General features: G+C 39.2%; 26 protein-coding genes and 1 pseudogene. 26 read left to right on the top strand and 1 reads right to left on the bottom strand.

Features of this window, described 5'->3' with window-relative positions; all coding sequences use genetic code 11:
• The 8 genes from BLS49_RS10245 to BLS49_RS10210 all read left to right on the top strand — a co-directional run bounded on the left by BLS49_RS10245 (position 1) and on the right by BLS49_RS10210 (position 10,820).
• Positions 1-501, top strand: coding sequence for a hypothetical protein (locus BLS49_RS10245; protein WP_091229338.1), 501 nt, complete (start codon positions 1-3; stop codon positions 499-501).
• Positions 502-591: 90 nt separating this feature from the next.
• Entirely contained in the window at positions 592-1,506 is a 915-nt protein-coding gene (locus BLS49_RS10240; protein WP_091229336.1) for a helix-turn-helix transcriptional regulator, read from the top strand.
• Positions 1,507-1,666: 160 nt separating this feature from the next.
• Positions 1,667-2,548: an MBL fold metallo-hydrolase gene (locus tag BLS49_RS10235; RefSeq protein ID WP_175471371.1), complete on the top strand. Its 882-nt coding sequence runs from the start codon at positions 1,667-1,669 to the stop codon at positions 2,546-2,548.
• 29 nt (positions 2,549-2,577) lie between these two features.
• Positions 2,578-3,195 (top strand): MBL fold metallo-hydrolase, encoded by a 618-nt coding sequence (locus BLS49_RS10230; protein WP_091229332.1) that lies wholly within the window; start codon positions 2,578-2,580, stop codon positions 3,193-3,195.
• A 494-nt stretch (positions 3,196-3,689) separates the two neighbouring features.
• A complete protein-coding gene (locus BLS49_RS10225; RefSeq protein ID WP_091229330.1) occupies positions 3,690-4,793 on the top strand; it encodes a sugar ABC transporter substrate-binding protein in 1,104 nt (367 codons plus the stop codon).
• A gap of 87 nt (positions 4,794-4,880) precedes the next feature.
• Positions 4,881-6,401 (top strand): sugar ABC transporter ATP-binding protein, encoded by a 1,521-nt coding sequence (locus BLS49_RS10220; RefSeq protein ID WP_091229684.1) that lies wholly within the window; start codon positions 4,881-4,883, stop codon positions 6,399-6,401.
• Between the two features lie 68 nt (positions 6,402-6,469).
• Positions 6,470-7,594 (top strand): sugar ABC transporter permease, encoded by a 1,125-nt coding sequence (locus BLS49_RS10215; RefSeq protein ID WP_425432139.1) that lies wholly within the window; start codon positions 6,470-6,472, stop codon positions 7,592-7,594.
• 403 nt (positions 7,595-7,997) lie between these two features.
• The gene (locus tag BLS49_RS10210; protein ID WP_091229325.1) at positions 7,998-10,820 is read left to right on the top strand and encodes a starch-binding protein; all 2,823 of its coding nucleotides are present in this window, start codon (positions 7,998-8,000) and stop codon (positions 10,818-10,820) included.
• Positions 10,821-10,889: 69 nt separating this feature from the next.
• Here BLS49_RS10210 and BLS49_RS10205 read toward each other — a convergent pair whose 3' ends face one another.
• Positions 10,890-11,582 carry a M50 family metallopeptidase gene (locus BLS49_RS10205; RefSeq protein ID WP_091229681.1) on the bottom strand — a complete coding sequence of 231 codons (693 nt, stop codon included), beginning with the start codon at positions 11,580-11,582 and terminating at the stop codon, positions 10,890-10,892.
• Positions 11,583-11,700: 118 nt separating this feature from the next.
• On the opposite strand from BLS49_RS10205, the gene BLS49_RS10200 reads away from it, so the two are divergent.
• The 18 genes and pseudogenes from BLS49_RS10200 to BLS49_RS10120 all read left to right on the top strand — a co-directional run.
• On the top strand, positions 11,701-12,198 hold the full coding sequence (locus tag BLS49_RS10200) for a cysteine hydrolase family protein (protein WP_091229324.1): 498 nt from the start codon (positions 11,701-11,703) through the stop codon (positions 12,196-12,198).
• Positions 12,199-12,326: 128 nt separating this feature from the next.
• The gene (locus BLS49_RS10195; RefSeq protein WP_091229321.1) at positions 12,327-12,779 is read left to right on the top strand and encodes a hypothetical protein; all 453 of its coding nucleotides are present in this window, start codon (positions 12,327-12,329) and stop codon (positions 12,777-12,779) included.
• 11 nt (positions 12,780-12,790) lie between these two features.
• On the top strand, positions 12,791-13,429 hold the full coding sequence (locus tag BLS49_RS10190) for a class I SAM-dependent methyltransferase (protein WP_245742332.1): 639 nt from the start codon (positions 12,791-12,793) through the stop codon (positions 13,427-13,429).
• Between the two features lie 5 nt (positions 13,430-13,434).
• Positions 13,435-14,079, top strand: a complete 645-nt coding sequence (locus tag BLS49_RS10185; RefSeq protein WP_245742331.1) for an HAD family hydrolase — start codon at positions 13,435-13,437, stop codon at positions 14,077-14,079.
• 23 nt (positions 14,080-14,102) lie between these two features.
• The gene (locus BLS49_RS10180; protein WP_245742330.1) at positions 14,103-14,420 is read left to right on the top strand and encodes a hypothetical protein; all 318 of its coding nucleotides are present in this window, start codon (positions 14,103-14,105) and stop codon (positions 14,418-14,420) included.
• 21 nt (positions 14,421-14,441) lie between these two features.
• Positions 14,442-14,768 (top strand): annotated as a pseudogene (locus BLS49_RS10175) (NUDIX domain-containing protein); the annotation flags it as partial.
• 53 nt (positions 14,769-14,821) lie between these two features.
• Positions 14,822-15,457 (top strand): hypothetical protein, encoded by a 636-nt coding sequence (locus BLS49_RS10170; RefSeq protein ID WP_091229315.1) that lies wholly within the window; start codon positions 14,822-14,824, stop codon positions 15,455-15,457.
• A 57-nt stretch (positions 15,458-15,514) separates the two neighbouring features.
• The gene (locus tag BLS49_RS10165; RefSeq protein WP_091229313.1) at positions 15,515-16,252 is read left to right on the top strand and encodes a lipoprotein; all 738 of its coding nucleotides are present in this window, start codon (positions 15,515-15,517) and stop codon (positions 16,250-16,252) included.
• Positions 16,253-16,278: 26 nt separating this feature from the next.
• Positions 16,279-16,842 (top strand): DUF4269 domain-containing protein, encoded by a 564-nt coding sequence (locus BLS49_RS10160; RefSeq protein ID WP_245742329.1) that lies wholly within the window; start codon positions 16,279-16,281, stop codon positions 16,840-16,842.
• An 18-nt stretch (positions 16,843-16,860) separates the two neighbouring features.
• Positions 16,861-17,619 (top strand): CPBP family intramembrane glutamic endopeptidase, encoded by a 759-nt coding sequence (locus BLS49_RS10155; RefSeq protein ID WP_091229310.1) that lies wholly within the window; start codon positions 16,861-16,863, stop codon positions 17,617-17,619.
• Positions 17,620-17,672: 53 nt separating this feature from the next.
• Positions 17,673-18,371: a DinB family protein gene (locus tag BLS49_RS10150; RefSeq protein WP_091229308.1), complete on the top strand. Its 699-nt coding sequence runs from the start codon at positions 17,673-17,675 to the stop codon at positions 18,369-18,371.
• Positions 18,368-19,192 (top strand): alpha/beta fold hydrolase, encoded by an 825-nt coding sequence (locus BLS49_RS10145; RefSeq protein ID WP_091229306.1) that lies wholly within the window; start codon positions 18,368-18,370, stop codon positions 19,190-19,192. The genes BLS49_RS10150 and BLS49_RS10145 overlap by 4 nt, the downstream gene beginning before the upstream one ends.
• Positions 19,193-19,196: 4 nt before the next feature.
• On the top strand, positions 19,197-20,012 hold the full coding sequence (gene pheA / locus BLS49_RS10140) for a prephenate dehydratase (RefSeq protein WP_091229303.1): 816 nt from the start codon (positions 19,197-19,199) through the stop codon (positions 20,010-20,012).
• Between the two features lie 106 nt (positions 20,013-20,118).
• The gene (locus tag BLS49_RS24800) at positions 20,119-20,262 is read left to right on the top strand and encodes a hypothetical protein (protein ID WP_175471369.1); all 144 of its coding nucleotides are present in this window, start codon (positions 20,119-20,121) and stop codon (positions 20,260-20,262) included.
• Positions 20,259-20,459, top strand: a complete 201-nt coding sequence (locus BLS49_RS25005) for a hypothetical protein (RefSeq protein ID WP_217640050.1) — start codon at positions 20,259-20,261, stop codon at positions 20,457-20,459. Before BLS49_RS24800 ends, BLS49_RS25005 begins: the two co-directional genes overlap by 4 nt.
• 560 nt (positions 20,460-21,019) lie before the next feature.
• Complete coding sequence (locus BLS49_RS10130; RefSeq protein WP_091229300.1) at positions 21,020-21,499, top strand: DinB family protein; 480 nt, start codon at positions 21,020-21,022, stop codon at positions 21,497-21,499.
• Positions 21,500-22,076: 577 nt separating this feature from the next.
• Entirely contained in the window at positions 22,077-23,087 is a 1,011-nt protein-coding gene (locus BLS49_RS10125) for an iron-hydroxamate ABC transporter substrate-binding protein (protein WP_175471368.1), read from the top strand.
• Between the two features lie 210 nt (positions 23,088-23,297).
• Positions 23,298-23,468 (top strand): transposase (locus BLS49_RS10120; RefSeq protein ID WP_175471367.1); only part of this gene is annotated, 171 nt, incomplete at its 3' end.

Raw genomic sequence — 23,468 nt, 5'->3', positions numbered from 1 at the left:
ATGAAAAAAGTACTTTCCGCTTTGTTGATCGTTTTTTCAATATTTTTATTGCTATTTTTTCTAATTCTCTTTGTGGCGCTTACGGAAAATATGAAAATAGGTACATTTATTTTTATAGCGGTTCTGTTCTTAATTCCAGGAGCTATTTTACTAACAGTGGGTATCCGTATGTATTCGAGTACTTTCAAGGAAGCTGCTGCGGTTCCGCCAACACCAAATTCCTCATCATCTTCAGATGGAATGAAGACTATTAATCTCTATACTACTAACTCAAATAATTCATCGGGTACAAAGGAACATGTTAATGTCATCAACTTTAACTTTGGAGATCAAAACCAATATGTGAATGGTAATGAATCAAAAGCAATGAATGAAACTAAGGAGACAAATGAACCGGTTTCTGTGGAGTGCTCGGGCTGTGGTTCAAAGGCAACTGTACTACCAAATCAACCTGTAAAATGTGAATATTGTGGAACGCTAGTGTCCTATAAACGACAATAATACAAATGCTATGGACTTCTGACTGGACGAATCATACAGTTGGCGTTCCATGGTGTCTTTGATTTATTTAGTTTCGGAGGTGAGCTTATAGTGAAGTGGACTACGATTGGGAGAGATTTCTATCCAGGATACCATCATCTTATACAGGTCATTGATCAAGACGAAATTGTACAGTCGGAGCCGCTTAAGACAAGATATCGATTTATTCTAATAGATGAAGAAGGGGGAGCGCTGCAAATTGGAGGGCAATGTTATTCCGTTACGGCTCCGTCCGTGATTTACTTAAGCGAAAATGATGCACTAATCCCTCTGTCCGGGGCAGAAATCAAAGCAAAGTCAGTATACTTCCATCCTCAGATCGTAAATCGAAAGTATGAATTTCCTTTATTTTTTGATGAGGAAGAAAGGCAGGAATTGACGGAGACGGATTTGCAGGATCTATGGTTCATGAGTTCATTTAGAGATAGATCAAGCTGTATTCCTATTGATCCGATTTATGCCAGGCATTTATCGCAAATAATGACTGAAATCCATGAGCAATTGACCGAGCAGCCTGACCAATCATGGCCTTGTAGAAGTCGTTCTTATATGTTTGAGTTATTGTCGCTTGTACGCAGAGTATATGACCAATCATATAAAGGTACTAATACAGTAGATTCTTGGACAAATGATGAAATCAAGCCAATCGTCCAATTTCTTCATACACATTATCGTCAGAAAATTAAAGTAGAAGACATTACGAGAACTTTTCACACAAATAAAACAACCTTAAACATTGAGTTCAAGCAAGCTGTCGGGCATACGATGATGTCGTATCTGAATTCCATTCGAATGCAGATGGCGGCATCTATGCTGAGGAACACTACTTTACTAATTAGTGAAATTATGCAAATGGTGGGTTTTCAGGATAGTGCACACTTTATTCGTAATTTCCGTAAATATTCGGGATATACTCCGTCTGAGTATAGAACGCAATTTTGCTGGATGTTGAAAAAAAATATATAGGAAACCCATGGAGTCTGCTGTTTTTAGGCAGACTTTTTTTATTGTTCTTTTTATCACAAGTATTTCTGATTTTCAGCTTTTCACTTCCATTTCTCTGTGTTCGAACATTTTTTTTGAAACTACAATATCTATAAAGCTTACAAAAATTGGGGGGAAGAACATGAACAAACAGGGAAAGCTTCTGAGAATTTGGATGTGGGTTGTTATTATTGTTGTATTGCAAGCGTGTTCTAAAGAGAATACGGCACAAATCACTAAGCAGGAGTCGAAGGAAGTAACTGTAACGCAAGCGAAAAAAAATACAGATGAGTCAAGCAAGACTGACTCAAAGCCTAAAAATGACGGATTGAAGTGGGATACGGAGAAATTGAAAAATACTACAGGCAAGACCCTAATTAAATCGGTTACCATACCTAAACCTAGAGGTAATCATATGTCATTTGCCATTGTATCAGCCAAGGGAACGGTTATTTTAGCAGAACCCGATCTTCTCAATTACGAAAACGGGGTTTTTCATGTCGATGTTATTACTTCAAGTGTTACTTATCATGATCATACGGACCCGGGGATTCAGAAAGCTAACCCGGAGGCAAGGTTATCAATGAAAACTGCGGAAAGCTTCTCTATTAAAGATGTGAAAGTAACAGGAATTGCAGCTTCGGCTAATACTGAACCGATAAATGTGGATTCACCTACCGAGGTGATTTACTTGTATGAGATAGACAATTTGCGCATCGCTTATTTGGGAGCATTGGGTCAACTTGAACTTACGAAGGAACAACTGGAGCAGCTAGGTGAGGTTGACGTCCTTATTGCAGGTTTTAAAGATGTTGCAGAATACAACTTGAAGAAGGATACTACTTTGAAAGTTATTCAACAATTACATCCTTCAATTATTTTGCCTTCCGAATACAATACGGATGCTAGTAAATATATTCTTGACGCCTTGAGTATCAAAGAGCTCAAAAAAGAGAATTCCTTGCTTTTGGATAAACAGGAGTTGGAGAATATGAAGGAAACAGAATGTTTTTATCTTCAATAACTTAGCTTGGTAGTAAAGGGGAGCAGGAAATGAAAAGAAATTCACTGCTTATAAAAATCTGTTTGTTGATCGTATTTGCGTCTTCACTTCAAGCCTGCTCACAAGGAAATAACGAAACACAATACAAGCCATCGGGGAATGGGACCGAATCCAATACCAGCACTTCCAAGGCAACTTCTTCAGCAGCAACAAACGAGTCGAAAACGAAAAAAGCGGAGTTTAAATGGGATACGGATACATTAAACAATACGAGTGGCAAAACCTTGATCAAATGCATCACAACACCTATGCCTAAAAGAAACCATATGTCATTTGCCATTGTGTCTTCCAAGGGTACGGTCATTATAGCTGAGCCTAATAAACTTAATTACACTAATGGAGTATTTCGAGCAGATGTTATAACGTCCAGTTTTATTAATCATGACCATACGGATTCATCATTTATTAGAGTGAATAGCCAGGCAAGAGTATCTGTACAAAAGGCAGAAAGCTTTACTGCCAAGGACGTAAAAGTAACCGGAGTTGCTGCTTCACAATCAACAGCACCGATAGATCCTGTATCTCCGACCGAAGTTTTTGAGGGACACTTCTTGTTTAGCAGTGGAAAGGCAAGATATCAGGAAAAGCCTGCGAAAATGCAGCTTTAAAAAAGTAGCCATGAAAGGATGAGACAAAAGCCTGCAAAAATGCAGGAATATGGTTCAGAATGGACTAGTTTGAAGAGAATCCTAAGAGAAAGCCTGCACATTTGCAGCAATTTAGGGCATTTTGAGACTTTACATAAACAAAGCCTGCACATTTGCAGGAATTTCAGGGATTCCGCATCATGACACTATTACACATGAGATACAGTCATGGAATGTGGCGGGATCAAGCGGTGCAGGGATTGTCTTCCTTGCACCGCTATTTCTAGTTTTGACACGTCTTTTTATCAGGCCAACCGTCTCATGAAGCTAGTAAACCTACTTTCGGGCGACCTCTTTTTTATCCGATCCGTGAATTATGCCCCTCGTTCCATGAATTTAATACATGTGAGTATATTCAAGATTTAAAGCAGAATTTTCTATTCTGAGCGCGAACCCCCAATGATAATATCGTGTTGTAAAGGGATGTTACCTAATGAAGGGGAGGATTTTACAAAATGAAAAGGTCTTTGAAGGCGATTCCGTTATTGCTCGTAGTAATGATGCTGGCAGCCTTAGTCTCGGCGTGTAATGGCGGCAGCAGCAAGGTTGATGTGGGGATCGTTTTGCCTACTAAGGATGAGCCAAGATGGGTGCAGGATGAGCAAAGATTTAGAGACGCTTTGAAGGAAACAAAGTACTCGACAGAAATTTTGTTCAGCCAAGGATCTTCCGCTAAAGAAAAAGAAAATGTTGATGCATTGGTCGCAAAAGGTATTAAAGTACTTATTATCTGCCCTCAAGATGGTGACGCTGCAGCAGCTGCAGTTGAAGCGGCTAAAAAAGCGGGTGTTAAAGTTATTTCCTACGACCGTTTGATTACGAACACAGATGCAATTGATTACTATGTAACTTTTGATAGTGTCGCTGTAGGTAAAGCGCAGGCTCAATACTTAGTAGATAACGCTAAAGGAAATGGCCAACCATTGTATCTTTACGCTGGCGCCGCTTCTGACAATAACGCATTTCTGTTCTTCCAAGGCGCTTGGTCGGTGCTTCAACCCAAAATCGCTGAAGGTGCTTTCAAGATAGCGAACTCCAGCGAGGCTGTAGCTCTGCAGAACAGCGCTGAGTTGTCTCGTGATCAGCTAAGTAAAATTATTAGCCAGGTTACTACAAACTGGGATGCTAGCGAAGCTAAGAACAAGGCACAAACTCACTTGACTGCCGCTTCTGCGGATCAAAAAGGCGATGTAGCTATTTTGGCTCCTAATGATGGTACTGCTCGTTCAATCGCTGACGTATTCGCTTCGGATAGTGCGGTTAGCAGCTTCAAAGTTACCGGGCAAGATGCAGAAAAAGCATCCATTCAATATATCATTGACGGTAAGCAATCCATGACTGTATTTAAAGATGTTCGTAACCTTGTTAAAGATTCTATCGCGATGGCAGTTTCTATTTTGGATGGAAAATCACCTGAAACTACAGGGTCCTACAACAACGGTAAAAATGATGTACAGGCAAAACAAACCGATGTTATCGTCGTCAACAAAGAGAACGTGAAGTCATCGCTTATTGATTCCGGGTACTATGAAGCAAAAGAATTCACAGGTCTGAATTAAACATAGTTTGGACGAAAGTAGTGGTAGATGGTTCTATCACTACTTCCGTTATTCTACGATTTGTTTGGTAAGGAGAGTAATCAAATGATGAATCCATACATTCTAGAGATGAATAATATTTCCAAGGAATTCACGGGTGTAAAGGCTCTTTCCAACGTAAATTTTAAAGTAAATAAGGGAGAAATTCATTGCCTGATCGGTGAAAATGGCGCTGGTAAATCTACGCTAATGAAAGTGCTTAGCGGCGTATATCCGCATGGGACTTACTCAGGAGATATCGTGTACGAAGGTCAGGTTCAAAGCTTTAGTAAAATTAGTGACAGTGTCAAAACAGGCATTGCGATCATTTACCAAGAGCTCGCATTGTTTCCTGATCTGACCGTTTACGAGAATATTTTCGCGGGGAATGAAGTGAAGAAAGGCTCTGTGGTCGATTGGAATCAGACGATCATCAAAGCTCAGGAAATGCTGAACAAAGTGAAGCTTAACGTCAATCCCGAGGTGCTGATCAAAGATCTAGGTGTAGGTAAACAGCAGCTCGTAGAAATCGCCAAAGCTTTGAGCAAAGATGTGAAGCTGCTTATTCTGGATGAACCGACAGCTGCCCTTAACGAAGATGATAGTGAAAACTTGCTCCAACTGCTCAGAGAGCTGAAAAACCAAGGAATTACTTGCATTATGATCTCGCACAAGCTGAAAGAAGTTATTGCTATAGCTGATCAGGTGACTGTTTTACGGGATGGACAGACGATTTGCACATTAGATGCATCCAAGAATGAAATCTCGGAAGCCGTCATTATTAAAAACATGGTCGGTCGGGAAATTGACGATATTTATCCAAAACGGAACAAAAAAGAGTTCGGCAACACGGTGCTGGAAATTAAAAACTGGACGGCATTTGATCCCAAGCTTGGGCGTGATGTCGTTAAAGATGTGAGTCTGCATGTGAAAAAAGGTGAAATCGTCGGGATCGCAGGCTTGATGGGCTCGGGGCGCACGGAGCTGGCTCAAAGTATTTTCGGCAATCCGAAATCCTACAAGCTTCGAGGAGAATTATTTTCCGGTGGAGTCAAAAAAGTGTTCAAAAATCCTAAAGAAGCGATTAACGATGGTATTGCCTATGTTACAGAAGACCGTAAGGGTGACGGGTTGTTTTTGATTCAGGATATCAAGCAGAACATCTCGGTTGCTAACCTTCATGCGATCTCTTCTCAAGGGGTCATCAATAACAATGAGGAAGTCAAGATTTCCAATGAATATAAACAGTCTATTAACATCAAAGCACCTTCAGTCGAGCAACTGGTCGGAAATCTAAGCGGGGGCAACCAGCAGAAAGTATCTTTGGGCAAATGGTTATTTGTTAACCCCAAGTTACTCATATTGGATGAACCTACTCGGGGCATAGACGTTGGTGCTAAATATGAAATTTATACGCTTATGAACAGACTGATCAGTGAAGGCATGAGCATCATCATGATTTCATCCGAATTGACAGAAGTGTTAGGCATGAGTGACCGAATCTATGTCATGGCTGAAGGACAAATCAAAGGTGAATTGCCTATAGATGAAGCGGATCAAGAAAAAATAATGAAGCTTGCAACGCAATAGGAGGAATACCGGTGAAACTACTTAAGGAAGCAAAATCGTTAATTTCCGTCAATATTCGTGATTATGGAATGTACATTGCTTTATTCATTATTATGTTGACCTTCTCAATTATGACGGATGGATTGTTTATGTCATCCCGAAATATTAGCAACTTGATCGATGCCACAGGTTACATTGCAGTATTGGCCGTTGGTATGACGTTAGTCATAGTTATACGCCATATTGATTTGTCTGTAGGGTTTGCGGCGGGATTTTTGGGAGCAATAGCGGCAATTCTCTTAACTCAGGCAGGAGTACCCGTCTATATTACAATTCCAGTTATTTTGGTCCTAGGTATCATCGTTGGTTTATTTAACGGTTTCCTGGTTGCTCAAATGGGGATACCTTCGTTCGTAGCTTCCTTGGCAGCAATGTTGATTTTCAGAGGCGCACTGCTTCGTGTAACTGAAAAAACAGGTACGATCATCGTTAAAGACGAGCATTTCAACGCAATCGGTAATGGATTCATCCCAGCTATCGCGAAGATTGGTGAACTGAATTTACTCTCTATGATCATCGGTGTAGTAATTATAGCCTTGTTCATTTATTTTGAAATTTCTAAGAGACGGAACAAGCTTAAATACAATTTTGAAGTGATCTCAAGTGGAATGTTTGCTCTAAAAATAACGTTCATATCTGCGATTATTGCGTATATCACATGGATTTTGGCTGGCTATAATGGATTCTCGTGGACGGTAGTCATCGTGATGATTGTTGTCGTAATCTACCATTTCTTGACGACTTCAACTGTAATAGGACGTCATATATACGCAGTCGGAAGTAATCCGGAAGCAGCTCATTTAAGCGGGATCAGTGTCAAAAAAATTACTTACATCGTATTTTGTTCCATGGGAATGCTCTCCGCATTGTCAGGGATTCTGTTCACGTCCCGTTTGCAATCTGCAACAACAACAGCAGGTACACTGTTTGAACTCGATGCGATTGCGGCAGCTTATGTAGGCGGCGTATCTGCAGCGGGGGGAGTTGGTAAAATTACCGGCTCTATTATCGGCGCGATTGTAATGGCATCTTTATCCAGCGGTATGAATTTGTTAGGTGTCGGAATATCTTATCAGTACATGATTCGTGGCGGTGTGCTGGCCTTAGCTGTTATCTTCGACGTCATGACTCGTAGACAAAGAGCAAGAGCATAGTTTAATAATCGATTATTCGGGTTAATAGTGATTAGGAATAAGTCAAGAGAGCTTAGTACTAGCTCTATTGGCTTATTTTATCTATTATATTAATGATTGGGAAAAAGAGATTTAAAAAGTATTGTATCAAAGTTTTACAAAAAATAATATGAATTGACATCAATAATTTCTGATGACATAATATTGCTGAAGTAAAAACCTGCCGTTCTGTGCAAGCGTTTGTACGAACGGTGATAGGGGCTAGAGATTGATCGACAAAAATCGAATTATTTTTACCGCATAATGTAAGCGTATTCAGAAAGCGCTTACTGCACCAATGGAATATTATTTGTGTCAACTCTAACCCTGTTTTTACGGCAATTTAATTAAGTCTGTTCTAAAAATGAAAAAGGAGAGTTGATTAATGAGAAAGGCAAGACGATTATGGAGTATAGTTCTGTTCGTAGCTTTGTTAATGCAAACGTTAGGCATTTCAGTAGCAGCACAAGAGAGTACAGACGTTACGATAAGCAGCGATGTTAGTACGCTGGCAAGTTCGACAAATTATGGACTTCCGGCAAATACAAAAGATGGACTTATTTTTCATGCATGGAACTGGTCTTTTGATAACATAACGAATAATATACCAGCAATTGCGGCGGCAGGATACAAATCCATCCAGACTTCTCCTATCCAAGGAACTAAAGAAGGCACAATGGATGGTAGCAAATGGTGGCTATTATACCAACCTATCAATTTTGACATCGGTAACGCACAGCTTGGAAGCAGAGATCAATTTAAACGGTTATGTGAAGAGGCAGAGAAATACGGCATTAGCATCATTGTGGATGTCGTTGCGAATCATACAGCAAATGCTGGTGGAGGGAATTTAGAGTATACTCCGGCATACAATGTTGATCCTTCGATCAGAAACAATCCAAATTTCTGGCATGAATTCAGAGGTGTAGATAATTGGAATGAAAGATGGCCGGTGACTCATTTAGGAATTCGTCTGCCTGATTTGAATACATCCAATCAGGAATTGCAAGATAAGATTATTGGTTTCTTAAACGATGCTGTTTCTTTAGGTGCTGACGGCTTCCGATTTGATGCAGCGAAGCATATTGAGTTGCCGGATGATCCAGGAGGATCAAATTTCTGGCCGCGGGTATTAGGTTCATTGAATAATAAGCAGAATCTGTACATTTATGGTGAAGTTCTTCAAGGTGGAGCAGATGCTTACTCGAAATATGCGAATTACATGGGCCTTACAACTTCATACTACGGAGATGCGATCAGACACTCAGTAGGCTTTAATAGCAGTAAAAATGTGAATAATGCAAAAGACTTCAACGCGAATGGTGTAAATCCATCGAAATTAGTAACATGGGTTGAATCCCATGATAGCTATGCAAATGACGGCAACGAATCAACGTACATGAACGACTGGCACATTAAAATGGGGTGGGCGATCATCGCTTCCCGTGCTCAGACTACTTCATTATTTTTTAATAGACCTGCGGGCGGCGGGAAATTTGCAAGCAGCTTAGGTACTCCTGGTAACAACCTGTGGCAAGATGCAGATATTGTGGCTGTTAACAAATTTCATAATGCAATGGTTGGGCAAGGAGAGCATTTAAGAACTCAAGGTAATGAAATCATGCTTGTAGAGCGCGGCAATAAAGGGATGACGATGGTTAATCTTGGTGGAGATGCATCTATCAATTCCGATACCAATCTAGCAAATGGTACTTATACGAATAAGGCTACTGGTGGCGGTACTTTTACAGTATCTAACGGTAAAATAACTGGAAATATCGGTGGCGGTAAAATCGCAGTCCTGTATGAAGCGGCACCAAATGCACCTGAGATTTCTATTAATCAGTCAGAAGGTGAATTCTATAGTGATTCCTTGGCTGTGACAATCAATTATACAGGTGCAAGCAATGCATCCTATACCCTGAACAATGGATCTCCAACATCATTTAGTTCAGGTTCTACTGTTACTCTTGGAGCTGGCGCCGCATATGGAACTACATTCCTGTTAAAAGTTACAGCGGGTCAAACCACAAAAACGTACACATTTACAAAGTCGGACCCTAACGCTGCATTAATTATTCATTACTATAAGCCTTCAAGCTGGGGAACCCCGAATATTTATTATTACGACGATAGTGTAACTCCGACAACGATTGGAAAAGCATGGCCCGGAACAGCTATGCAGAATGAGGGCAATGGCTGGTATTCAGCTACTATAGCAGGATGGAGCAAAGCAAAAATTATATTCAACTCCAATGGCAATCAAGCTCCTGGTGCTAGTCAGCCTGGTTATCAAGTGTCCGGTGAAAAGTGGATTAAAGACGGTACAATTTACCCTAACAATCCAGATGTCACGATACCTACGATTTCCATTGATAAACCTGAGGGTACGTTTAACAGCGATAGTCTGGACGTTACAATTAGTTATCAAGGAGCCAATAATGCGACGTATACATTAAATGGTGCAGCTCCTGTTAGTTTCACATCCGGTACAAAGATTACAATCGGTGCAGGGGATGCGGACGGCAGTACATACACCTTGAATGTTACGGCATCAAATTCAGGAACCAATACAACAAAGACTTACTCCTTTACGAAGCAACTGCCGAATACGGAATCATTTACGGTTCATTTTTATAAACCCGACAATTGGGGAACACCAAACATTTACTTCTACGATGAATCAGTATCACCTAAGAAGGAAAATGCAGCATGGCCTGGAACAGCTATGCAAGATGAAGGAAATGGATGGTACTCCTATACAATCTCAGGTTGGGATAAAGCTAACGTTATTTTCAATAGCAACGGCCAACAGACACCTGGAGCAAGTCAGGCTGGTTACCTGGTTACAGCTAACTCATGGGTCAAAGATGGTGTAGTTTCTAATACAGCTCCTGAACAAAATAACACGCTCGTTCCTGTAACTTTTAATATTCAAAATGCAACTACTAATGTGGGGCAAAATATTTATATAACGGGTAACATTGCTGAACTGGGCAATTGGAGTCCTCAGAATGCAGTTGGTCCTGCCTCAAGTACGAACTATCCGACATGGACATTAACGATTAATCTTCCTGCAGGAGCAACTATCGAGTTCAAGGCAATTAAGAAGGATGGCAGCAACAATGTGGTTTGGGAATCAGGTCAAAATCATAGCTTTACCGTTAATGCCAGCAATCCGATCGTAGAATTTAATTTTAATAACTAACCAGTAGTAGAAATAGAAAGTGCATCTTTTTCAGAGACAGGTAGTTCTGAATCAGATGCACTTTACTTTTTACTGACTATTTTCCTTTGACTGTCGGACTGGATTCCTGTCCTTCCAATACAACTGCAGTGCTGCCTTCCCACACCAAAAAGAAATGGCAACAAACAGCAGTGCCCATGCAAAAGCGGGTATCATCGTTGTATTGGCCAGATTTGTGGCATCTCCTGCATGATCTGGATGGGTGAAGGATCTGAGCAGCAGTGTGATTGGTCCCATGACCGACTCCTCCAGACACAGAAAAGACAGCAGTAAATAATAGAAATTTTGAATTCGTCCACCGATAAAATAAAACAGCAAATTCACAATAATAAAAATGATGAGCCACCATAGTCCATAACCTGAGCGTACAAAAAAGATGATCATGGTTATGGCGAGTATACTGATGATCACAAGACCTATCGTTTGTTTTTGCTTGTGATAGCCATAAAACAGGGCAATCGCAAACAAAGAAGCTGATATATAACCTGATAGGGATACCGCAACCTGACTCCAACCTGCGGATAGCATGGAATAGGTAACACCGCTGTGATCCGGATTTAGCTCAATGCGGAGTACGCTGCCGGACATCAGGAGCGTCATCACGGCATGCCCAAGCTCATGAATCATTGTATCCAGTATACGAAACCAGTTAGAGAATGGAATCAACCTAGTTAGAAAAGCTGCACCTACAAGAAATAAGAGTGCTTTAAGCCATTTATTCATAGAATATCCTTTCCAGAACTTCTCTCGGATTTCATTTTTTTCTTCCATATCTGATGGAAGCCAGATATTATTTATTATAAAGTAGATCATAATGATACACAAAAATAGGAGGCTCTTGATGAGAATAGGCTTTTTAATAATAGATATGCAAAAGATATTTTTACAGGATCAAGTTGAGAAGAAGACGGTAGATCAAGCTTGCGAATATATCAATTATGTTGCTTACTCCCTTCGCTCTAACGGTCATCTGGTTGTACATATTCAGGACATTGAAGGTATGGATAATCAGGAAGCTAACAGTGATCTGTATAACTTTATCACAGAGATTCAGATTGATGAAGGAGATGCTGTGATCAAGAAGGAGTATTCGAACGCTTTTTGGAAAACTGACTTAGAGCAGTTACTGCAGAATCATGAAGTTGAATTAGTGATTATTTCAGGGTTTGCAGCAGAACACTGCGTATTATTCACTTACAATGGAGCAATTGAAAGAGGCTTTAAACCAGTAATATTACAAAAAGGAATATTAAGCACTCATTTCGATGCTATTACTTCAACCTGCAGAGATAGGAACTTAATTTCATATCCTGTTATTGATAGCCTAGTTAGCAACTAGTTCCTAGTGCCCCAGTCATGATAAGAGCTATCTTTGGCTGGGGTATTACATATTTTTGTAATAATCTTAAGGAATTCTAATCCAAGTACAGGATGTGTCCTATCATTAACCAACTAAATGTAGTATACATGGAGAGTAAATACGTTAAAGCAGAGCACCCAATCATATTAGTTGATGGGATTTCCTTAGACAAGATTATAGATGAGCAATATCCAGACCGATTCTTTTTAGGACTCATTCCAACCATCGTGGATTGGATGATATTAAGAAAAGAAGCATATTTAGTTCAAAGACGTTTTAATACTAGTCAAGGAATTCATATTTTACCTATATTAATGTGTCCGGATGATTGTGATTTAGCCTGTACTTTAATTGTTGCAGAGGTCGAAGTTAGTGAGAAGCTTGTGAAATGGAAACGGATCGGTGTAGACACTAGCAGATATGATGAATCATGTGTTTATGAAGAATATATAGGAACAGAAGTAGAATGGTTGGATAAGATCCCTGAGTTGATATTTAGTAAAGAGGATTATGAGCAGCTTAACATCATTTATACATTGAATGAGATTCAAGATGAATAGGACTGATGGGGATGAGTAATTTGAGTACATATTGGGATGATAGATTTAGTAATGAAGGAATGATTTGGGGAGAAGCTCCCAGTAAAACTGCCTACCACGCTTTAGAGTTGTTTCAGAATTCTAAGCATACTATTAGAACTGTTCTAGTGCCGGGTTCGGGTTATGGAAGAAATACAAAAGCTTTGTCCTCATTTTTTCGAGTTGATGGAATTGAGTTATCTACTGATGCTATTAGTATGGCAATAAAATGGGACCCTAAGAGTCAATTTATTCAGGGCTCAGTGTTAGAACAGTTAGCAGGGGATAAAAAGTATGATGCAATCTATTGCTATGATGTCTTGCATTTATTTTTACAAGAGGATAGACAAAGATTGATACATAATTGTATTCAACAGCTTAATGAAGAAGGGTTAATGTATTTTACATGTTTTTCAGATGAGGATCGTAACAATGGAGTAGGCGGCAAATTAGAAGAAGGTACATTTGGGTATGTTGAGGGGAAGTACGCTCATTTTTTTACTGAAGAAGATTTGATCGAACATTTTGAAGGGCTGCAAGTGATTGAAACAGGAACTACCTGTGAAACATTAACTTACAATGACAATCGGAGTAAAGAATATTTGCTTCGGTATATTGTTGTAAAGAGGTGATGCTTATGAATAAGATTACAGGAATTATTTTTGATATGGATAATACATTATTGTGCTCCAAAATTGATTTTATCGGGATGAAGAAGGAAACCTTCCATTTTCTTGTTACCCGAGGATTACTTCCTGTAGAGCTTAATCTGACGAATCACACAACTTCAACTCTTATTGAGGAAGCTGTTAGAACTAACCAACTGACGGAGGAACTGCTTGAGGAATTGTGGGCGATTCCAAAGAAATATGAAGTGTCAGGGATGCAAAATGCTAAGCTTGAGTCCGGAGTTATTGAGTTGCTTGAACAATTGAAGGGAAAGTATCGATTGGTCGTTGTGACCAATAACGCACTTGAAGCAGCAGAAGCTGCACTAAAAGATAATAATATTTATGATTATTTTGATTGTATCGTTGGCAGAGAAATGGTTGGAGCATTAAAGCCGTTGCCTGACGGTTTTCAATATATTTTGAACCGATATAACTCAACTTCGTCAAAAGATTGGATTTCGGTCGGAGACTCCTGGATCGATGGAAAGGCATCAGCAGAAGCTGGAATCCAGTTTATTTCATATCACGGGGATATTTTAAAAATGAATAGTATGGGTGTTTTTCCGAGTGCAGATTTAATGGATATAAGAGAGTTATTGCAGTATGTCTAGCTACTTTTTGGAGAAAGGGAGATATGATGAAAAAAAGGATAATAATATTTAATATCTCGTTTTGGCTAGCTCTGTTAACGATCATTTTGATTCCAGGTAAAGTTCCAACGGAGGGTGCTTCTCGAATCGAATATGGTTTTCCATTCAGGTTTTTTATACAGTATCAAAGTACTGAATGGTTTATTCAGGGGGTAGGCATTCAATTACTTTATTATTTCTTTGATGTTTTTATTATTTATGGGCTGATCTATGCTTGCTTGCATTTATGGAATAGATTGAAACCAATAACCAAAGAAAGTGCATCAACTATAGTTTTGAATGGTGGGAATAATAAAGGCTGACGTTCAGATTCAGGAGATTGGGGAACTATTGGAGGTGCACTGGAATTAGCGGAGACCTTTGAGGAGGCTGCCCATAGAGAGCTTTATGAGGAAGCGGGACTAAGGACAAACGACTTGCAATATATCACCTTATTATCTGGTAAGGATATGTACTATCAATACCCTCATGGGGATGAAGTATATAACGCGCTTGTAGTCTATGAAACTAAGGACACGATGGGTATACCCGAGATCCAAGATGATGAAGGATTGGAGTTAAAATATTTTAGCTTAGAGCAACGAATTGAAGGAATTAATATAATGGCAGAAACTATCTTGCGAAAATCAGGGTATATTTCTTGGGTGTAACGGATGGTCGAATATACTATTCGATCAAGTGAATTATTGGAGATGTTATTTAGATGCAATGGACCAATATTATGAAAGCAATCATTATAATTATATCTTATCTAGCGGTAGTTGGTTGTTCTGTTAGTTCTTCAATAACTGACTTTCCGTCAAAACTTCCAACAAAATATGAGTTACAGCCAGAATCCGAAGTTAGCACACAAAATGAGCCTGCTATGCTGAGTGAAGAGGAAGCCTTACAGCTAGTGGAGTCCAAGCTAGGCAAGGAAGCATTAAAAATTTCATCCTTAAATCTATATGAAACTGATGAGGATGGAAATTACATAGTAACACAATCCAGTAAAGCTACAACCAGTGTGATGGAGTGGTATCACGTGAATCCATTTACGCAAGAAATCGTTTGTGAATTACTCGGGGGAAATTGTCTGGAGGGCGACGATTTACCGGAAAATGAAATTGTTGAATTAACTACAGAACAGGAACAAGGGCTTGCGCTTGCAAAAACATATGCAAGTACATATTTAAGTAAAAATGGTTATGTTGAAGACCTAACCTTAGTTGAATTTGACCACGAAGATAATGAAAATCTTGTTTATCATGTGTATAACCCTGGATCCGGCGGGACGGATACAATTGACTGGTTGACTGTAGATATAAACGAAGGTACAGTTGTTTCAATGTTTGAATAAAGCATAATTCAATAGGGAGTAGGCTTGTAAGGAAAACTTTTGCAGAGGGATCATATCATGAAAAAAATAATCTTATTAATCTTATTATCTATTACCTTAACGGGTTGCAATAAAAGTATCGATAATACTTCAAACGTATACAATAAAGAGAGTGAAAGTAAAAATGAGTTGGATATTAAAACAGTTACTGATGAGATAATTCCAGCAAAAGAAGAAAAACCACAGAAACCAAAAGACATAACTTCTATAATTCCATCTGGCTGGCGTTTGTTTGAGATCGTAAAAGGAGAACCGGCAACAGCAGAAGGAGATTTAAATAAAGACGGGATTATTGATATTGCTGCTATCATTGAAGAAACTTCATCGGATACAGAAGAAGCACCGCAGCGTGCAATATTGATTGCTTTTGGTACGGAAGAGAATACGTATTCTCTTTCCATCGTTGCAGAACATGTAGTCTTGACGGCCGATGAGGGAGGAGCTTGGGGAGATCCTTTTGATAGTCTGACTATTGATAGAGGATCGGTTCTGTATAGCGATTATGGTGGAAGCAACTGGAGATGGTATAACAAATATAGATTCAGATTTCAGGATAATGATTGGTATTTGATTGGAGCGACAACGGGTTCGCATCATACGATGACTGCGTCTGCTGATGAGGAGGATTATAACTTACTTACTGGGGATTATATTATCAAAATAACGGATGAGAATGGAAAGGTTGTAACGACTAAAGGAAACAGAGGAAAGAAGGAACTAATAAAGCTTAAAGAGTTTAACAATGAGGATATGTAATATTTTGCAACAAGGAGATAACGAGCATGATCGATGAATGGAAGAATATAGAGTATCTTAAATCAGGAACTCCAACGCAAATGGAAGTTTATCAGTTGTTAAAAAAACATAAGCTGCTAGAGCTACTTCAAGACTATAGTCCAATTTTAGTTGGTACAGTTCCTATTGGGGTTCACATTCAATCAAGCGATCTTGATATTATTTGTGAAGTTAGAAACTTTGAAAAGTTTGAGAAAGCAGTAAAGGCACATTTTAAACATCTAGCCGATTTCTCATTCATTCGAAGAGTAGTTGAAGGCATAGAACGAGTCAAAATCAACTTTACGATTGAAGGTTGGCCCATTGAAATTTTTGGTCAGAACAAACCAACTCATGAGCAAAATGGATTTATACATATGATAATTGAAGATCGAATGCTGAAGCTTTTTGGAAAGCAGTTTAAAGAACAGATTATCAAATTAAAGAGAGAAGGGTTAAAAACAGAGCCTGCTTTCGCAAACCTTTTACAGCTTGAGGGCGATCCATACTTAACATTGCTGGAAATGAGTAATTGGACGGATGAAGAGCTTAAGAATAATTATCGCATTTGAGGAAAGGGAGCTGAATCAGTGGAAAGCAATGAAAAAAAAGGACGACCCATATTATTTTCGATCATGCTGGGAATAGTTCTTACTTTATTGGTTGTTGTAGCATCAACAGTTGCATCGATTATGGAACTAAATGATACTGGCATCATGATTGCCCAAGGGGTAGCATTTTTTATTATGGCTGTGATTGTGACTGTGTATATGATGAAGAGAGACCGATCACTTGAACAATTTGGATTCAAAAAACTCGATGGGCGTAGAGAAAGAAAAGCACTATACTATATTCCGCTTCTTATTATTGCGTGGATACAGCCTTTATTCGGTGGGTTTAACTTAGAGATCTCCCTAACAGAGGTTTGTATTATTGTGATTTTCTCTCTTTTTGTAGGTTATACAGAAGAATCGGTATTCAGAGGGATCATCAAGGAACGACTGCAAATTAAGGGACCTGTTTTTTACATCGTTTTTTCATCTATATTTTTTGGTATTCTTCATATGGCGAATGCGTTTAACGGAGAAGACATCTTACAAACTGTATCTCAAGTTATCAATGCGTTTCTGATAGGAATCATTCTTGCTCTTCTTATAGAATTGACACAAAACATCATCCCGCTCATCGCTTTTCATTTTTTGTATGATGCTCTTGCACTAATGACTAACCCGGATAATGTAGACAAAGAACTGCTAGTAGTATCTATTTTAAATATATTGTATCTGATATATGGGGTATATCTGGTTTATGCATTAATGCGTAAAAGGAAGGTCACTAATACTTGGTAGGATTAAATTAGTGTGGGTCATTGAATAGAAAAAATTTATGAGGATGATACTGGATGGAATCATTTCAAAGGAAACTATGGAGTGAGAATCATAAGAAATTGAGCAATTGTATCCTGAATCCGGATTTACATGAAAGTGCAGTAGAATTGTTTCTTCATCTACATGCGTTATTATTTTCATCCCAAATGACTTATTCGCAGCTTATTACCTTAGAGGACGAACTATTCAATGACATAACTGAAGAAGCACTTCGAAAATATCCTGTTAAAACCCCGGGGACAAAAAATTCTATAGTTTGGCATTTATGGCATACTACCCGGATTGAGGATATGACTATGAATACTCTTGTACATAACGGTGATCAAATCCTCTTTTCAGGAGATTGGTATAATCAACTTAAAGTAGATTTTATGCATTCCGGTAACGGGATGTCTGAGGAAGAAGTAGGAGAATTAAGCTCCAGGATAGATATTGATGCACTGTTATCTTATCGACTAGAGGTGGGACGCAAGACACGTGAGATCATAAGCTCGATGATACCCGGGCAATTAAAGGAAGCAGTAGACCCTGCTAAACTCCAAAAACTCGAGGATCAAGGTGCTGTTAAAAAAGAAGAAAGCTGGTTACTGGACTATTGGGGAAAGAAAACTAAAGCAGGGTTGGTGCTTATGCCAGCTACCAGACATAATTTTGTGCACTTAAACAAATCGATTCGTATTAAACAAAAATATCAGAGAAGGAGAGAACAATGACTCGAGACAGGAGCAAAGTTATTATTTTGAAAGATAAAAGACGTTTGGGTTACGCCGAATATGGTGTTTCGGATGGGCTACCTCTTTTTGTTTTCCATGGATCACCTGGCTCACGGTTATTATTTGAGATTGAAGATGATGTAGCAATAGATTTGAACTTGCGAATGATTAGTGTTGATCGTCCAGGTTATGGTTTATCGGATAAGCAGAAAAATAGAACATTCAGGGATTGGCCATTAGATTTATTAGAACTTGCTTCTCATTTGCAAATCGATAAATTTGGGGTTGCTGGTATATCTGGAGGTGCTCCTTATGCATTAGCTTGTGCTGAGATGATTCCAGAGAAATTACGAGGAGTCTTCTTAATTTCTTCACCCGCTTGGATAAACATGTCAAATCACAAAAAGAAAATGAATAGAATAAATAGAATGGGTTTCACTTTAAGCAAATCCTGTCCTGCAATCCTGAGTTTACTTTATAAAGCAATGAATGTTCGCTCAAAAAAGGTGAACGATGTTCAACTGATAGAAGCATTTCGACAGGGTGTAAAGGAAAGTGTGATAGAAACTAGAATGATAACGGAACCCTGGGACATTAACTTTGCTCAAGTCAATGCTCCAATCAGTATTTGGCATGGTGAAGATGATGATTCTGCTCCACTCGAAGGTGCCAAGTGGTTAAGCTCTAAGTTAAGTAACTCAGAAATCCATATCGTAAAGGCTGGCCACAGTTTATATTGGGATGAGTCATACAGAAAGATGATATATACTGAATTTATTAACGGCTACAATAAAGAACAAAACAAATCCAAGGAGATATAATTCCATGAAAGTAGCTTATCTTGGCCCCAAAGGTACATTTTCTGAGGAAGCGGCCAAACGATACTTTAATCACGATGAAGTGGAGTTTTTCATGTACGATACTATTCCTGACGTTATTGATGCGGTTGGGGAAGGTAGAGTAGAAAAAGCCATCGTTCCACTAGAAAACACTATCGAAGGTACGATTAACATGACGATAGATACCTTAGTGTCCTGTGAAGGGCTGATGATCGAAGGAGAATTCACTCTTCCGGTTGCCTTGCACCTTCTAGCTAACAAGGAATGTAAGCTCTCCTCAGTACATGAGGTATGGTCAATCTCTCCGATACTTACTCAATGCAGGAAATACATAAGACAACGGAGTGTTAAGAGCCTGCAGTTTGATAGCTCGGCTTCAGCCGCCCAAACTTTAAAGAGCAGTGGAAGATTAGATGTGGCAGCAATTGGCTCTGAATCATTGGCATCTTTATTGAATTTAGATATTATCGATAGGAATATTCAAGACAATCCGAATAATCAGACACGATTTATCATTATTAGTGAACATATGAACACAGATGGGGATTTTAAGAAAACGATGTTTGTCATTACCCCAGATCAGGAGCAACCAGGAGTGTTGTCTGCTATATTGAATGTGGTTACTGCCCTTAACATTAATTTGTCTTGGATTGAATCTCGACCAACGGCGCATCAATTAGGGTGCTACCGATTTTTTTTGGAGGCCAACAATAATTGTAGTGAAATGATGATTCATAAAGCAAAAACAATTCTGGAGACGTTGGGACATCATGTTCGTATCCTTGGCAGGTATAATAGTTGAAACAAAATGATAAATAGCTGATAGCCTTTTGGCTGTCAGTTTTTTTTGTTTTTCGTTATTGCTTGTGACCTAACGTCACATATAATGATCGCATGGAGGTGAACATTTGTTGATAATCAAAGATTATTTATTGGTTGGCGAGCTGGCTAAGTATGCCAAAGCCCATTGTATTCGCATTTACGATATTAAGATCGAGCACTCCAGTCTGGAGCAGCAGTTTCTGGATATTGCAAAGGAGGATGGACAATGAAGGCTTTTGCATATGGGGCTTTTTTACAATGGAAGCTTGATTTTCGCAATAAAAATGTAGTTTTGACGTATTACGTGGTTCCTCTTGTGTTCTTTGCCTTTATGGGCGGGATTTTCACTTCGATCGATCCGCTTGCCAAGCAAACGTTGATCCAGTCGATGACCGTATTCGGGGTTAGTATGGGGACTCTGTTATGAACTCCTGCACCACTGGTAGAGCTATATGGTAGTGAAATGAAAAAAGCGTTTCGAATCGGGAACATACCCTTATGGACTGTCGCTGTAAACAATTTTATCTCCGGAGTTGTCCATTTGTTTCTGATAAGCATAATTATACTAATTACAGCTCCATTAGCCTTCGATGCTTCAACTCCTCAAAGTTTAACTCCTTACATCGTGATGCTCGTCATTTTCATAGCAGCTTGTACAATGATTGGAACTTTTCTAGGCGTATTTGTTAAAAGCCATTCAAAGCTTACTATGCTGTCGGGAATTATGTTTCCTGTAAACATGCTGTCGAAAACTCTGGAATATATAGGAATGATATTTCCTGCAACTTGGGGATTCATTAATTTGTGCAATCGCAAATTCGAATTTTCCTCCATTTTACCTATTGTTATCATTTTTACCTGTGCGCTTGTCATTAGTGTTTGGAAAATTAAACAAATAAATAAAATATAGAATCGTCCGAGAACACTTGTTCCTATTTGTGCGGGTATATGGTAATATATAAGAAAAAATAATTGGAGGCCCATAACATGTCAAATAGTAATGAGGAAATTCTGAACATCATTGATACATACAAGAACTACTGGGTTGATTATAGCTTTAGTGATTCATCATGGAATTGTTCTCTTTCAGAAGGTAAGGCGACAATAGCAGAGATTATCGGTCATTTGTTGTACTGGGATCTTAACCTGATATCCAGTGCGATCCCTGCGGTAGCCAATAATGAAGGCATAGTATTCCCGGAATTCGATTCATTTAATAAAACTGCATATGAATACGCCCGGAGTGTAACTAAAGATCAGTTATTAGATGAATTTAGAAATACGAGAAATGATTTGTCACAGTTATTGTTGAATTCATTAGAAATTATCGATAAGCCTACGACCACTAATGGAGTAAGTCATTGTCCGTATACAGGAACTCCATATAGCTTGATTTATATAATCCAGGAATTTATTGATCATGATGCACATCATAAAGTGCAAATGGATGCGATTCAGAGTCGGTAGGTGACTTTAAGAGGCTGTCCCAAAAGTAGGTTTACTGTCAAAACTAGAAATAGCGGTGCAAGGAAGACGATCTCTGCACCGCTTGATCCCGCCATATGCTATGACCGTATCTCATGTGTAATAGTGTCATGACGCAGAATTGCTGCAATTCCTGCAAATGTGCAGGTTTTGATCATGTAAATCTACTAAATGCTCTAAATTGCTGCAAATGTGCAGGCTTTCTCTAAGGATTCTCTTCAAACTAGTCTATTCTGAACCATATTGCTGCATTTTTGCACGCTTTTGTTCATCCTTTCATGGCTACTTTAAAAAAACTGTATTTTTGCATCCTCTTCCTGATATCTTGTCTTTCCACTGCTAAACAAGAAGCATCCCTCAAAGTTTACTTAGGATAACTTTTGGGAGAGCCTCTTTTTTTCGCTATGCGAGTGAAGTTGTTTTCCTTGACATTGATAATAATTATCATTATCATACAATTGTTGCACTAATCACATCAAATCTTCATGCTTACAAGGATATGATGATTGGCATACATACACATTGAGCTTCGCTGTGACAATTAATGGAGGGAAACAAGATGAAGAAATTACAGAAACGACATGCTAGTAAATGGTCGATAAGCCTTATGATTATGATGGTCTTTGCATTAATGCTGACCGCCTGTGGAGGAGAGCAAAATAAAGAGAATACCTCTTCAAACGTAGTTCAGGAAGAGCAGACTAAGGCTGAAAATCAGGCAGGAGAGCAAACAGCAACTGAGAAGGTTGTAACGGATGCAATGGGACATGAAGTGACAATTCCTGCTAACCCGCAGCGGATCATTGCTAGTTATTTAGAAGACCCATTGCTCGTGCTAGGACATAAACCAGTAGCTCAATGGTCAGTTGCTAATGGTATTCAGGATTACTTGCAGGATCAATTGTCCGGTATCCCGACGATTTCTTATGATCTTCCACCGGAAACAGTGGCCAGCTTTAATCCAGACCTTATTCTTATTACTAGTGAAGCCACTGTTCAGAATGGGTTGTATGAGCAATATTCAAAAATCGCTCCAACCTATGTAGTTGGTGACGCAATCTCAGCTGACTGGCGTAAAACACTCACTACTATGGGTGAGCTGCTGAATGCGACTGACAAGGCTGACGCAGCTTTGAAGGAGTATGAACAGAAGGTAGCGGACACAAAAACTAAAGTTGAGGCAAAAATTGGAGATAAAAAAGCTGCCATTATTTGGCTTGTGTCTAAAAACTTCTACGTTGTTAACGGTGAAGTTGCAAGCGGAGCTGTTTTATATGGTGACTTGGGCATGAAGACTCCTAATGTCCTAGCAGTATTGCCTGAAGCTACTGCAAACTGGAATCCGATTTCTCTCGAAAAGTTGGTTGAGCTGGATGCAGACTATATTTTCCTGGTGAACAGTGATAAAGGGCAGGCAGGTAATTTGGAAGATGCTTTGTGGAAAAACATTCCGGCTGTGAAGAATGGAAATGTGTTTGACCTTGATTCCACGAGCAGTTGGCTGTACAATGGTCAGATCGCTGGAACTAAAATCATGGACGACTTGGTGAGATTAATCGAATCCAAGTAGGATTCGAATTGTCAAATTACCACGATTGAACTGACAATCGCAGGCCGCCTTTTGGCGGCTTTTTTTATTTAGGCTTTAGCCAGTTGAGCTCGCGAAGCGTGCGAAACAAAAAACCACCCGCTATGCGGGTGGAGGGAACGAGGGTTTGACCAACAAGACCATTCCGATAGAATTGAGATGTTCAGGCTCAATGGAAAGGAATGGTCATAGATGGCAAACAAGAACTATAGTCTAGCGCACACCAAGTGGATGTGCAAATACCACATTGTATTCACCCCGAAGTATAGACGGAAAGAGATCTATAATCAAGTGAGGAAAGACTTAATTGAAATCTTCAAACGATTATGTAAGTACAAGGGAGTGGAAATCATAGAAGGGCAC

The sequence above is a fragment of the Fontibacillus panacisegetis genome (assembly GCF_900102215.1).
Taxonomy (GTDB): domain Bacteria; phylum Bacillota; class Bacilli; order Paenibacillales; family Paenibacillaceae; genus Fontibacillus; species Fontibacillus panacisegetis.
This window is presented reverse-complemented; position numbering and strand designations above follow the sequence as displayed.